This window comes from Parvimonas parva (genome assembly GCF_045866535.1).
GTDB classification, from domain to species: Bacteria; Bacillota; Clostridia; order Tissierellales; family Peptoniphilaceae; genus Parvimonas; species Parvimonas parva.
This window is the reverse complement of the sequence record NZ_AP038371.1, coordinates 996537-1010782: the sequence shown is the minus strand read 5'-3', so window position 1 is coordinate 1010782 and position 14246 is coordinate 996537. Positions and strand designations below refer to the sequence as shown.

Below are 14246 nucleotides of genomic sequence, written 5' to 3'. Positions count from 1 at the left end.
TTCTATGATGAGAATTTTATTTCACCATATTTATCCTTAGTTTAGTTATTTTATCGATAAATATGGTATAATAAGTTTAGCAAAAGGTAATAAGTTTATCTTTTGATTTTGTAATTTGGAGGTAATCTATGTTTGGTTATTCAAAGAAAGAATTGAGCTGGATTTTATATGATTGTGCGAATTCTGCTTATTCTATGGCAATTACTACTGCGTTATTCCCAATTTATTTTGGAATGGTTGGTGGAAATGAAATGAATTTAGGTTATTATAATTCATTTGCTAGTATTATTATTGCGATTATTAGTCCGATACTTGGAACTATTGCCGATTTTAAGGGAATGAAGAAAAAATTATTTACATTATTTTCACTTATTGCAATTTTTTCTACATTATTTTTATCATTCGCTGATAATTTTGGCTTGCCTTTATTAATGTCTTTTTTTATTTTAGGAAGTGTAACTTTTGCTGGAGGAAATATATTTTATGATGCGTTTTTAGTTGATGTAACTAATGATGAAAGAATGGATAAGATTAGTACAGCAGGATTTGCTTATGGTTACATAGCTAGTGTAATACCATTTATGTTTTGTTTGGGAGCGGTTTTGGTTTTTGGAATGAAAAATCCTCTTGGTTACCAAATAGGTTTTGTTATAACGGCTCTTTGGTGGTTGATACTTACCATTCCTATGTATAAGAATGTTGAGCAAATTTATGGAGTTGAACCTGTCCCTAATCCTGTTAGAGAAAGTTTTAAAACAATTTTTAACACTCTAAAGGATATTAAGAAAAATAAAATAGTTGTTATATTTTTATGTTCTTATTTTCTTTATATTGACGGAGTAGATACTATTATAAAAATGGTAATTCCTTATTCTAAATCTGTTTTAGATGCCGATAAGTTTAATACTCTTGTACTTTTAGGAATTCTTATTTATGTTCAAATAGTAGCTTTTCCATTTGCTATTATCTACGGAAGATTAGCAAGTAAGTTCGGAACAAGAAATATGATAAAATTAGGCATCGCTACATATATGATTTCAGTTATATTTGCATACTTTATGAGTAATTTACTACATGTTTTTGTTTTATCAACACTTATTGCATCTGCACAAGGTGGTATTCAAGCGTTGAGTAGAAGTTATTATGCAAAGATAATTCCAAAAGAAAATGCAAATGAATTTTTTGGATTTTATAATATATTTGGTAAATTTGCGGCTATAATAGGACCTTTTATTATGAGCTTGATAACTACATTAACCAAAAATCCTAGATATTCGATACTTGGTATAATTCCTTTGTTTGTTGTAGGTTATTTAGTTATGTTACAATTACCTAAGGAAGAAAAGTAATGATTTTTAAGTTTGATTCAAAAAATTCTTGGAGAATGAAACGAGAATTTAAAAAGACTAAGTTTGATATAGACTTTGATTCTTTAAAGAAAAAGGAATTGGAAATTTTAAAGGAATTTATTTCTTGTTGTGAACAAATGAATTTAACTTATTATATAAGTTATGGAACTCTTATAGGAGCGATTAGACATGGTGGATTCATTCCTTGGGACGATGATATTGATGTTTGTATGCCAAGACCTGATTATGATAAATTTATTAGTGAAGGAAGTAAATTTTTACCTGAAAATTATTTTATTCAAACTATGGATACGGACCCTAAGTATGCTTTGAATTTTGCAAAACTTCGTGATAGTGATACAACACTTTTTGAAAAGCATGTTGTAGATGTTGATATAAATCATGGTGTATTTATAGATATTTTTCCTTTTGACGGATATGTTAAAGGACAAAATAAAGTTTTGGACTTGAGAGTAAAAGAAAATCCTGTTTTTGAAGAATCTGATACTAATATTATTTCAAATACTTTAAATGGATTAGGGAAAAAATTAACTTATAAGCTCGGAGAAACTATTCCTAATAAGTTAAAGACAGACCTTTCAAAATTATCTGTTCCTAAAGATAATCCTAGCTTTGAAGAGTCTGAGTATGTTGCTTGTTTGGTAGATAGTTTTTCTATAATTCCTTTCAAGAAAGAATTTTTAGGAAAAGGAACAAAGGTTGATTTTGAAGGAATAAAGGTAAATGCTCCGGAAAATTATGATGAATATTTAAAAATTTTGTATGGAGATTATATGAAATTACCTCCTGAAGACCAAAGAGAAAATCACCATAATTTTCATATTGCTGATGTAAATAAAAGTTTTAGAGAATATCAAGAAAAAATTTAAGCTATGAGTAATCGTAGCTTTTTTTGTTATAGTTGTAGAAATTTTTTTAAAAATATGATAAAATTAATACAGTTTTTATGCCTTATTTTAAGGTGTTCTATGTGAGGGGGTGTAATGATGAAAGAAGTTGTTGATAAACTTGTTAAATGGTTACAGGATTCTGTTAAAGAGGCTGGTTGTAAAGGTATAGTTTATGGGCTTAGTGGTGGAGTTGATTCTGCTGTTGTTGCCGGACTTTCAAAACTTGCTTTTGGAGATGAATCTTTGGCTATTATGATGCCTATAAATAGTTGTGAAGAAGATGAAAAAGATGCTAAATTAGTTATTGAAAAATTTAATTTAAATGCAATAAAGGTTGATTTGTCTAAGACTTATTCTGAATTAGAAAAATCTGTTGAAAATGGAGATAATTCAATGGCTTATGCAAATATTAAGCCAAGACTTAGAATGACAACTTTGTATTATTATGCACAACTAAAAAAATATTTGGTAGTTGGAACTGGCAATAAATCAGAATTTACTGTTGGATATTTTACTAAATATGGGGACAGTGGCTCAGATTTAATGCCACTTGTTGATTTTACAAAGAAAGAAATTTATGAACTTGCAAAGTATCTAGGTGTTCCGGATAAGATAATTCAAAAGCCACCGAGCGCAGGCCTTTTTGAAAATCAAACAGATGAAGATGAAATGGGTTTTTCTTATGATGATTTAGAAAAATTTATAAATAATGAAAAAATAGATTCAAATATAGAAGAAAAAATAAAGAGAATGGTAAAAATTTCTGAACACAAAAGAAATTTTGCTAAAAGTTTTAGGAGGTAATTATGTCAGGACATAATAAATGGAGTACGATTAAACATAAAAAAGGAAAAGAAGATGCTAGAAGAGGAAAGATATTTACAAAACTTGCACGTTATATAATTGTTGCAGTTAAAGAGGGTGGAGCAGACCCTGAGTACAATCCATCTTTAAAGTCAGCTATTGAAAAGGCAAAGGCTGAAAATATGCCTAATGATAATATTGAAAGGGCATTAAAGAAAGGTGCAGGAGATGGAGATGCAAGTAACTACGAAACTATAATTTATGAAGGATATGGTCCTGAAGGTATAGCTGTTATAGTTGAATGTTTGACAGATAATAGAAATAGAACTGCAGCAGATGTTAGACATGCATTTGACAAACATGGTGGAAATTTAGGACAAAATGGTTCAGTTTTGTTTATGTTTGATAAAAAAGGTGTTATCGAAATGTCAAGAGAACAAGCTGAAGAAGATGAATTAATGGATTTTGCTTTAGAAAATGGAGCAAGTGATTTTGAATCTGATGATGAAGTTTATACAATTTATTCAGAAGTTTCTGATTTTATATCATTAAGAGATGCGCTACAAGAAAAAGGATATACATTTAGTGAATGTGATTTAGAATATGTTCCAAGCAATAATTCTCAAATCTCAAATCCAGATAATATAAAGAAAATGGTTAAGATGATTGACCAACTTGAAGATAATGACGATGTTCAAAATGTTTATCATAACTGGGAAGTGCCTGAAGATTTAGACGTTGAATAATATGAAAAAGATATTTGCTTTTCTTATCTCCATAAGTATAGTTTTGTTTGTGCTATTGTATTCGATAGATTTTATGGCTAAAGATATTTCTTATTACAATAATTTTCATAGTGAATATAAAATTGATGAGGTTTCTGGTTTATCTAAAGAATGGATAACTGAGGCTAGTGATTCTTTGGTTAAATTTATTAAAAATGGAGATAAAGAAGTTTTAAAGAAAAATTTTAATGAAAAAGAAATTTTGCACATGGAAGATGTATATAAATTATTTGTACTTGATAGAATTGTATATATAACATTACTCATAATTTTTTTAGCTGGGATTATTTACAAATTCTCAAAAAAGGAAAATTATTTTTTTAATATGCTTAGGAAATATATTTTGATTTCTTATGCTTTAGTAATTTCTTTTTTAGGTATTTGTTCTTTATTCTTTTCTGAAAGTTTTATTTATTTTCATAAATTATTTTTTAGTAATGATTTATGGCTTTTGGACTATGAAACGGATTTGATGATAAGAATTTTGCCGGAAGAATTTTTCTTTACATTATTTGTGAATGTTCTTATGATATCGACAGTAGCTGTTATTTTGATATATTTCTTTTTAAGAACTATAAAATTTGAAGAGCATAATTAGGAGGTAATATGGAAGTTAAAATTGATAGAGTTGCATTCTCTCTTTTCGGAGTGGATATAATGTGGTATGCAATCATAATTTGTTTCGGAATTATGATGGGACTTTTTGTGGCAACAAAAAATTCTAAACTTAGAAATATAAAAGAAGATGAAATTTCTAATCTTTTGCTTTTTGCTTTGCCTCTTAGTGTCATTGGCGCTAGAATTTATTATGTGGCATTTGAATGGGAAAGTTATAAAGGTAATTTTTTATCAATGATAAACATTAGAGAAGGTGGACTTGCTATCTATGGGGCAGTTATTGTTGCAATAATTGTGGTTTACTTTTTTGGAAAATTCAAAAAAATTGATTTTAGAGATTTAGCTGATGTTTGTGCTCCGGGACTTATACTTGGACAAGCCATAGGAAGATGGGGAAACTTTATAAATCAAGAGGCTCATGGAACTGAAACGACATTACCATGGGCAGTTATCATTGACGGGAAGAGATACCACCCAACATTTTTATATGAATCCATTGGCAATCTTTTGGTTTTTACATTTTTGATGATTTATATTAGGAAATACCAAAAGAAAAAAGGAGAAGTTGTATTACTCTATGCAATTTTTTATGGAGTGGTAAGATTTTTTGTAGAAGGTCTTAGAACTGATAGTCTTATGTTTTTAGGATTTAGAGTTTCGCAAGTGCTTTCTCTTGTTGGAGTAATTGTTGGAAGTTTACTTTTCTTCTTAAATAGAAAATACGGAAAAGATATTTAATAATAGAAATTTAATAACAAAAAATTTTAAACTACATAGTTTTGTTCTATGTAGTTTTTTTGTTCAAATTTAAAAAAAAAACATAAAATTTTTGAAAAAAATAGAAAAATCCCTCCACTTTTTATTAATTTTTTAAAATTGTTGAAATTTTAGTGTTTTTTATGAAAAATAAAAAATATTTTTTGAAAATTTTTTGTAAAAAGGGTTGCAAAATATGAAAAAATAGTATAAAATATAAGTGTAATAATAAATGTGGGGTAATATGGAGCAAAATGGAGTTAGTTTTTAGGAGGTGATGGCAATGTTCTTGGGAGATTTTCCTCATACATTAGATGATAAGGGCAGATTAATTATGCCATCAAAGTTTAGAAATGAACTAGGAACTAATTTTATTGTAACTCGCGGCCTTGAAGGTTGTTTATTTGTTTTTACAGAATCAAAATGGAATGAGTTTACAGAACAACTTAATTCAAAAGGATTGAGTAAAAAAGATGTTCGTTCAATTACAAGATTTTTTTGTAGTTGTGCGATGACTTCGGATTTAGATAAACAAGGAAGATTTTTAGTTAATAAAAATTTGCGTGAATTCGCAGGGATTGAAAGAGATGTAATGATTATTGGAGTTTCTGATAGAATTGAAATTTGGTCCAAGGAAAAATGGAATGAATACAGTGAAACTGAATATAGTGATGATAATATTATGTCTGAAAAGTTTGACGGACTTGATTTTTAAGGAAGTTAGTTATGGAATTTAATCATATACCTATAATGTTAGATGAAGTAATAGAAAATTTAAATATAAAACCTGATGGAATTTATGTTGATTTAACTGTTGGTGGCGCAGGTCATTCAACTGAAATATTAAAAAGAATAAAAGGTGGAAAACTTATTTGCGTTGACCAAGATGAAGAGGCTTTAGCAGTTGCAAAGGAAAGACTTTTAAAGATTTCTGATAATGTTTTGTTTTATAAAAGTAATTTTGAAAATTTTAAAGAGATATTAGATTATTTTGAAATAGATAAAGTTGACGGTGTGCTATTGGATATAGGGGTTTCTTCTTATCAAATAGATAATGGTCAAAGAGGTTTTTCATATATGATAGACGCTCCATTGGATATGAGAATGGATAGAAGTCTTGAAAAGAGTGCCTTTGATGTTGTAAATTATTATGATTCTAAAGATTTGGAATATATTTTTTATAACTATGGCGAAGAAAAATGGACAAAAAGGATAGTAGAATTTATAGTTAATTATAGAAAAGAAAAGTTTATAGAAACTACTTTTGAATTAGTTGATATTATTGAAAGGGCTATTCCCAAAGCTGTTAGGGCTAAGGGTGGGCACCCTGCAAAAAGGGTGTTTCAAGCTATAAGGATTGAGGTTAATAGAGAACTTGAAGTTATAAAAAAAGTTATTCCCGATATAGTGGATAGATTAAATGAAAATGGCAGATTGTGTATTATTACTTTTCATTCTTTAGAAGATAGGATTGTTAAAGATTCTTTTAAGAATCTTGCAAAAGGCTGTACTTGTCCTAAAGAATTATATGTTTGTGTTTGTAACAACAAGCCTAAGATAAAAATTTTAACAAGAAAGCCTTTAATACCTTCAAAAGATGAAATGGACAAAAATTCTAGGTCAAAAAGTTCAAAGCTAAGAGTTTGTTCAAAAATTTAGGAGGAGGATTTATATGAGTACGGCTCAAGTAAAATATATAGATGTTTCAAATGAGAGAATTTTAGAGAAAAAGAAAAAAGCCTACGGAATTACCAGAGAATCCAGTTTATATAAAAATATTACACTTTTTATATTTGCTACTGTTACATTAGCTTTTAGTGTAGTAATTTTATATGGATATCTAAATATTGCTCAACAAAATAGAAAAATAAATGCACTAAACTCTGAAATTCGCTCATTAGAAACAGAAAGAGATGATTATGATATTAAGCTTGAGCCTTATAAATCTGTTGATAGGATTGAAAAGATTGCAAGGTTAAATTATAATATGGATTTTCCAAAGAAAGAACAAGTTAAGTATTTGGATAAAATTGACTAATTAAACTTAAACAAGAGGAGTTTAAATGAAAAACAAGCAATATATTATTAGAAATAAAACAGTCTCTTCTCGTTCGGCTGTTTTATTTTTTGTATTTATAATACTTTTTGCGAGTATAGGTTTTAAATTAGCCTATTTGCAACTGTATTCCAAAAATAAATACAGCGTTGAAGAATTTAAAGATTCTGTTAGTTATACAACACTTGAGGCTAAGAGAGGTAGTATTTTTGATAGAAATGGAAATACTTTAGCTAAAAGTATAAGTGTATATAATGGATATTTTTCCACTTTTGATTATAATCGTTATAAAAAATCTAGTGGGAAAATTAAAGATGAAGAAACTAAAAAATTAGATAAGATTTTTGATATTTTGCAATTAAATAAAGAAGAAATCTTTGCTAAGGCTGATGAATATAATAACTTATTGATAAAAAAAGATATTACAGAAGAACAAAATTCTGTTGTTAAATCTGAAAATTCACTTTTAGTAAGTGCTAATAGCAATAAGGAAGTTTATTTTTCGGTTTTAGAATATGATAAATTTAAACTTTATTCTGAAAAAGCTAAAGAGGTGGAAGAGAAAAAAATCGATAAGATTTTTTCTGTGCTTGAGTTGGATAAGAAGAAAGTTTTTGATAGGGCAAATAGAGGGACTAATTTCAAAATAAAGAAAACTATTAGTCCGGATATTGTTAAAGAGATTAAGGAAATAAATTCTTCCATAATCAGTGTTGAAATAGAACAAAATAGAAGTTATATAAATGGAACTTTGGCTCCTTTTGTCGTTGGTCATGCTAATGAAAATGGCGGACAAAGTGGAGTTGAAAATTTTTTAAACGATAATCTTGCGGGAACAAGTGGTGCCAGAAGAGTAATAAGAGAAAATTTGAGTAAGTCTGTTGAAGAAATTGTTGATGCTAAAGACGGTTCTGATTTGTATTTAACTATTGATAGTACAATACAAGAATATGTTGCAAAGTATGGGCAACAATATTTTAATGAAGAAAAACCGATTAAGTTGAGTGTTATAGTTTCTGATGTAACAAATGGGGATATATTAGCTATGGATAATTTTCCAAAATATGATACTAATAATCCTACAACTCCTATCGGAGAAGAGGCAAGTAAAGAATTTGAAACCTTAAATGAAAAAGAAAGGCTTGAAAAAATATTTGCTATGTGGAGAAATCCTGCTGTAAGTGATAGTTATGAGCCGGGTTCTGTATTTAAACTTATAACTGCCAGTGCATCTTTGGAAGAAAAGAGTGATACACTAGATTCAACTTTTTATTGTAATGGTTTTATAAAAGATATTCCAGGAATAACTCTTAGATGTTTTAACTGGAAAAATCCTCATGGGAAAGAAACTTTTACTGAGGCTTTGGATAATAGTTGTAACCCTGCTTTTGTTCAAATGGCTAGACATTTAGGGAAAGAAAGATTTTATAGATATATAAACGGTTTTGGGTTTGGAAAGATAACAGGAATATCATTACCTGGAGAAAGTAGCGGGCAGATTCCTAAAAAATTATCAGATATAGGGCCTGCAGAACTTGCCACAATGAGTTATGGTCATGGTGTTTCTGTAACTCCTATTCAAATGATTACTGCTGCAAATGCAGTTGTAAATGGTGGATATTTATTAGAGCCACAAATTAATGTAAAAAATATTGAAAAAAAATCTGATGATGAAATCAAAATAAAAGAAAACGAACCGATTATTAAAAATCAAATTATATCTAAAGAAACAAGCGATAAGATGCGTGTTATGATGGAACATGGTGTAACAGATGGTATAGTTAAGAAGGCGTATTCTAATAGTATTAGAATGGGTGGTAAATCCGGTACAACTTTAAAAACTGTAAATGGTATATATGACGATAATAAAACTATTGCATCTTTGTATGTGACTTTTCCTATTGAAAATCCAAAATATAGTATTTTGATTATTTTTGATGAGCCAAAGGTGAACACAGGTGGTACCGGAGCATGTGCGCCTTTAGCTAAAAAATTGGTTGAAGAAATAGTTGAATACAAACAATTAGTCAAGACAAAAGATGACAATAATATAATTAGAAAGACAAATGTTCCGGACGTTAGAGGACTTACTTTAGAATATGCAGTAGAAGTTTTAAAAGGAAAAGCGTTAAATTATACTGTTAAGGGAGAAAGTTCTCCAAAAGCTATTGTTACAGAGCAAAGTGAGTATGCCGGAAAGACTTTAGATGAAGGAAGTAATGTTGAACTTACTTTATCAGAAGATGCAAAATTATTAGTAGTTGATTTTTCAAAAATGAATTATCAACAAGCTATGGAAGTTGTAAATAAAATGGGATACAAATATAAAACTTCAGGTGGTAAGGGTAAATTTGTATCTTCAAACAAGAAAATTGGAAGTTATATTTCAAAGGATGAAGAAATAGTATTAACTTTTGAAGATTAATTTAGGAGATGAAAATAATGGATATATCAAATTTTGTAATATGGAGTATTTTGTTCAGTTTTTTTCTAACTGTGTTTATAGCAAAAATGTCTATTCCATATTTAAGAAAATTTAAACTTGGACAAAATATTAGAGATGACGGACCACAAAGTCATTTATCTAAAGCCGGAACGCCAACTATGGGTGGAATATTTTTTGTGGTTGCTATAATTATTACAACAATTTGTTTAGGTAATTTTTCTAAAGAAGTATTTGCTGTTTTAATCGGTATGTTAGGCTTTACATTCATAGGATTTTTAGATGACTTTTTCAAACTTATTATGAAAAGGTCATTGGGTCTTACTGAAATTCAAAAGCTGATTATTCAATTTATAATTAGTATAGTTGTAATTGTTTTTATAGAAAAAGTTGTAGGAGTTGACTTGAGATACCAATTAATTCCTTTTGTAAAAGGAGCTGTTAATTTTGGTTGGTTTATATATCCTATACTAATTTTTGTAATGGTTGGAACTGCGAATGCTACTAATTTAACAGATGGTTTAGACGGGCTTTCATCTTCAGTATCAATTCCTGTATTTTTAGGTCTTGCGGTAATAAGTTTTTTTAAATACCCAAGTGTTTCAGTATTTTCTTTAGTATTTATGGCGAGTTTAATGGGATTTGTTATGTTTAATTCATATCCTGCCAGAGTATTTATGGGAGATACCGGTTCAATGGCATTAGGTGGTGCTATTGCAAGTATATGCATACTTAATGGAATGATTTTCTACCTACCAATCATCGGTGGAATTTATGTAATGGAGGCATTATCTGTAATTATTCAAGTTGTTAGTTACAAAACTAGAAATAAAAAGAGAGTATTTTTGATGAGTCCTATTCATCATCATTATGAATTAAAGGGTTATAAAGAACCTCAAATAGTTACGTCTTTTGCAGTGATTAGTGGAATTCTATCAATTATAGCTGTATATTTATTTTTTAATGCTTAGTTAGGGGATATTTATGGAAGTTTTAAATAAAAAAGTTTTAGTTGTAGGTTTGGGTTTATCCGGAATTTCAACTATAAAAACTTTGAGTTCGTTAAGAGCCGAAGTTTATTGTTATGACGATAAAGAAGAAATAGAATTAAAAAATGTTTTTGAAAGTCTTAATGGATTTAATTTTAAATTTATAAAAAATTATAAAGATTATGATTTTGATTTTGTTGTTAAAAGTCCCGGGATAAAACCGTTTAATGAAATAATTGAATATTTTTGTGAAAATAATGTTCCTGTTTATACGGATTTGGAATTGGCATATACTCTATTTTCAAAAAGAAAAATTATTGCAATAACCGGAACTAATGGAAAGACTACAACTACAAGTTTAGTTGGAGAAATTTTTAAAACTGCAAATATAAAATCAAAAGTGGTTGGTAACATTGGTGTAGGTATGCTTTGGGAAATATTTAATTCTGATGAAGAAACTGTAAATATCATAGAAGTTAGTAGTTTCCAACTACATAACACTAAACTTTTTAAACCTTTTATAGCATCAATTGGAAATATAACTCCTGACCATATTGATTGGCATGGAAGTTTTGAAAATTATATACAAGACAAATTTAAAGTCTTTAAAAATATGGATAAAAATGGAAATTTAGTTTTAAACATAGATGATGAAATTTTAAGTAAAGTTGATGTAGAAAATACAAATATTACAAAGATTTCATTAGAAAGAAAAGATACAGATTTTTATTTTAACGAAAATAATTTTTATCATAAAGGTGAAAAGTTATTTTCTATGAAAGATTTGAAAATTTTAGGCAAACATAATGCTCAAAATGTTTTAATTTCTGTTGCAATTTGTTATAATTATGGTATAGATATGGATACTATAATTTTTGCGTGCAAAAATTTTGGTGGAGTTGAACATAGAATTGAATTTGTTAGAGAATTAAATGGAATAAAGTTTTACAATGATTCTAAAGGAACAAATGTAGATTCAACTATAAAAGCTGTTGACGCTTTAGAAAAACCTATTATTTTGATTTTAGGTGGATATGATAAAGGTGTTGATTTTAATCCTTTGTTTGAGTCATTTAATGGAAAAGTAAAAAAATTAATTTTAGTTGGAGATACAAAATATAAATTTGATTCTTGTTCAAAAAAATACGGATTTGAAAATAATGTAATAGTCGATAGTTATAAAGAAGTTGTAGAAAAATGTTTTGAATTAGCAAGCAGTGGAGATAATGTATTACTTTCTCCGGCATCTGCAAGTTGGGATATGTTCAAAAGTTTTGAAGAAAGAGGAAATTTATTTAAGAAGTTGGTAAATGAATTATAATGATGAAATTTGATAAATATGCCAAGAAGTTAGTTATGGTAGTTATCTTTTTGCTACTTTTTGGAAGCATAATGGTATTTAGTACAAGCTGGCCATATAGTTACAGATTAAAGGGGAATGAAATAGAGATAATAAGAAAACATATAATTTTTGTTGTTTTATCTATTATGGCTATTTTCTTCATATCATATATAAATATTTTAAAATTAAGAAAGTATAGTAAGAATATTTTTATATTTGTATTTTTGATGGGTTTTTTAGTATATTCTCCACTTGGAGTAAATATTTATAATGCAAGAAGATGGGTTGGAGTAGGATTTTTTACTTTTATGCCTTCCGACTTTATGAAAATTGGATCCATAATGATGATGGCTTATGTGATTGATAGGTACAAAAAAGCATTTACTTTTAAAAATGTGTTTTTTAAATATTTGGCAATAGTTGGAATATCAGCTTTTTCTGTAATGATTCAGCCCGACCTTTCAACTACCTTAGTAATAGCAGGGACTATAACATCTATGTATCTGGTTGCAGGTATGGATAAAAAAGCAGTAGGATTTTCTGTTTTAGGACTGAGTTTAGCAAGTTTTGGAGCTGTATTTTTGTTAAAGTCAGGATATAGTAGAACTAGTAGAATTCAAGCCTTTATTGACCCATTAAAATATAGAGATTCTAAGTCTTGGCAATTAATAAAATCACTTTTTGCAATAACTAATGGTTCTCTTTTAGGTGTTGGTCTTGGAAATGGAAGACAAAAATATACTTTATCTGAGGCACATAATGATTTTATTTTTGCAACTATTGCTGAAGAGTTCGGTTTTGTAGGTTCTATGTTTTTAATCGGAGTTTATATTTATTTAGCTTATTTAGGAATAATGATTTCTAGAAATATTAAGAGTTTATACGGAAAAATGATAATATTGGGAATAATATTTTCAATAGGATTGCAAGCATTGGTAAATATAGGTACAGCAACAGGAGTTATTCCTCCTACTGGAGTAACTTTACCATTTGTAAGCTATGGAGGTTCATCTTTAGTTATGACTTCTGTAATGATTGGAATTATTTTAGGAATTGTTAGATATGATGTAAAAGGGAGATAGTATGAAAGTTGTAATATCTGGTGGTGGAACAGGAGGACATATATATCCTGCTGTTGCAATAATTGAAGAGTTGAAAAAAAGAGATAATAATATAGATATTTTATACATAGGTTCTAAAAATAGTATGGAGAGTGAATTGATTCCAAGCTTAGAGATTAATTATGAATCAATAGAAGTTATGGGTCTTCCAAGAAAGATTAATAAAAAATTCTTTAAATCTATTTTTGTTCTACTTAAAGGTTTAAGACAAGCAAAAAAAATATTAAAGAGATTTAAACCTGATGTGGTTATAGGAACAGGAGGATTTGTAACAGGACCTGTTTTATATAAAGCTCATAAAATGGGTATTTATACAATATTTCATGAACAAAACAGTTATCCTGGAATTACAAATAGAATATTATCAAGATATGTTAATGCTATGGCAGTTACTTTTAAAGAGTCTATCAAGTTTTTTAAAAACAACGATAAATGTGTTGTTACAGGAAATCCGATAAGAAATAGATTTGAGTTTTTGAATAGAGAGCAATCTCTTAAATTTTTTGAAATAGATGAAAATTCTAAAAATATATTTTCTTTTGGAGGAAGTAACGGAAGTGAAGAGCTTAACAAAGCTGTTCTTGGAATTTTAGATAAATTTTGTGAAAATGAAAAAATTTCTTTAATTCATGTAACAGGAAAACTTAATTACGACAAGTTTTTAGAAGAAATAAAGAATAAAGATATAAAAATTGGAAATAATGTAAAAATTTTACCATATATGACTGAAATGGATAAGGCTTATGGAGTTTCAGACCTTGTTATAACAAGTTCCGGAGCGATAACACTTGCTGAGATTTCTAAAATTGGATTAGCAAGTATTTTGATTCCAAAAGCATATACAACAGAAAATCATCAAGAATTTAATGCGAGAGCATATAAAGATATTGGTGCCTCTGAACTTATTTTAGAAAAAGAATTAAATTCAGATTTATTATGGGAAAATATAGAAAAGATAATTTTTGATAATAGTAGATTGGAGCAAATGAAAGAAAATGCGAAAAAACTTGCTACACCTAATGCAGTTAAAGACTTTGTTTCAATATTTTATGATGAATTTAAAGGGAGGTAG

14 protein-coding genes are annotated in these 14246 nt (G+C 28.2%); all 14 read left to right on the top strand.

What is annotated here, in order from left to right:
• Nucleotides 1-128 precede the first annotated feature (128 nt).
• The 14 genes from ACKTSI_RS04980 to murG all read left to right on the top strand — a co-directional run bounded on the left by ACKTSI_RS04980 (nt 129) and on the right by murG (nt 14246).
• On the top strand, nt 129-1349 hold the full coding sequence (locus tag ACKTSI_RS04980; RefSeq protein WP_308578042.1) for an MFS transporter: 1221 nt from the start codon (nt 129-131) through the stop codon (nt 1347-1349).
• A complete protein-coding gene (locus tag ACKTSI_RS04975; protein ID WP_068472889.1) occupies nt 1349-2239 on the top strand; it encodes a phosphorylcholine transferase LicD in 891 nt (296 codons plus the stop codon). The genes ACKTSI_RS04980 and ACKTSI_RS04975 overlap by 1 nt, the downstream gene beginning before the upstream one ends.
• A 117-nt stretch (nt 2240-2356) precedes the next feature.
• Entirely contained in the window at nt 2357-3064 is a 708-nt protein-coding gene (nadE, locus tag ACKTSI_RS04970; RefSeq protein WP_288868598.1) for an NAD(+) synthase, read from the top strand.
• A 2-nt stretch (nt 3065-3066) separates the two neighbouring features.
• Entirely contained in the window at nt 3067-3810 is a 744-nt protein-coding gene (locus tag ACKTSI_RS04965; protein WP_068472885.1) for a YebC/PmpR family DNA-binding transcriptional regulator, read from the top strand.
• Between the two features lies 1 nt (nt 3811).
• On the top strand, nt 3812-4447 hold the full coding sequence (locus tag ACKTSI_RS04960) for a TIGR01906 family membrane protein (protein ID WP_311526154.1): 636 nt from the start codon (nt 3812-3814) through the stop codon (nt 4445-4447).
• A gap of 8 nt (nt 4448-4455) precedes the next feature.
• Nucleotides 4456-5205: a prolipoprotein diacylglyceryl transferase gene (gene lgt / locus ACKTSI_RS04955; protein ID WP_082713886.1), complete on the top strand. Its 750-nt coding sequence runs from the start codon at nt 4456-4458 to the stop codon at nt 5203-5205.
• A 295-nt stretch (nt 5206-5500) separates the two neighbouring features.
• Complete coding sequence (gene mraZ / locus ACKTSI_RS04950; protein ID WP_407862611.1) at nt 5501-5938, top strand: division/cell wall cluster transcriptional repressor MraZ; 438 nt, start codon at nt 5501-5503, stop codon at nt 5936-5938.
• A gap of 11 nt (nt 5939-5949) precedes the next feature.
• Entirely contained in the window at nt 5950-6882 is a 933-nt protein-coding gene (gene rsmH, locus ACKTSI_RS04945; RefSeq protein WP_407862610.1) for a 16S rRNA (cytosine(1402)-N(4))-methyltransferase RsmH, read from the top strand.
• A gap of 13 nt (nt 6883-6895) precedes the next feature.
• Nucleotides 6896-7261: a septum formation initiator family protein gene (locus tag ACKTSI_RS04940; RefSeq protein ID WP_288868584.1), complete on the top strand. Its 366-nt coding sequence runs from the start codon at nt 6896-6898 to the stop codon at nt 7259-7261.
• A 25-nt stretch (nt 7262-7286) separates the two neighbouring features.
• Nucleotides 7287-9704, top strand: a complete 2418-nt coding sequence (locus ACKTSI_RS04935; protein WP_407862609.1) for a penicillin-binding transpeptidase domain-containing protein — start codon at nt 7287-7289, stop codon at nt 9702-9704.
• 17 nt (nt 9705-9721) lie between these two features.
• Nucleotides 9722-10693 (top strand): phospho-N-acetylmuramoyl-pentapeptide-transferase, encoded by a 972-nt coding sequence (mraY, locus tag ACKTSI_RS04930; RefSeq protein ID WP_288980196.1) that lies wholly within the window; start codon nt 9722-9724, stop codon nt 10691-10693.
• A gap of 13 nt (nt 10694-10706) precedes the next feature.
• Nucleotides 10707-12032 carry a UDP-N-acetylmuramoyl-L-alanine--D-glutamate ligase gene (gene murD / locus ACKTSI_RS04925; RefSeq protein ID WP_201275401.1) on the top strand — a complete coding sequence of 442 codons (1326 nt, stop codon included), beginning with the start codon at nt 10707-10709 and terminating at the stop codon, nt 12030-12032.
• Nucleotides 12032-13135, top strand: coding sequence for an FtsW/RodA/SpoVE family cell cycle protein (locus tag ACKTSI_RS04920; RefSeq protein WP_407862608.1), 1104 nt, complete (start codon nt 12032-12034; stop codon nt 13133-13135). Before murD ends, ACKTSI_RS04920 begins: the two co-directional genes overlap by 1 nt.
• 1 nt (nt 13136) lies before the next feature.
• The gene (murG, locus tag ACKTSI_RS04915) at nt 13137-14246 is read left to right on the top strand and encodes an undecaprenyldiphospho-muramoylpentapeptide beta-N-acetylglucosaminyltransferase (protein WP_288980203.1); all 1110 of its coding nucleotides are present in this window, start codon (nt 13137-13139) and stop codon (nt 14244-14246) included.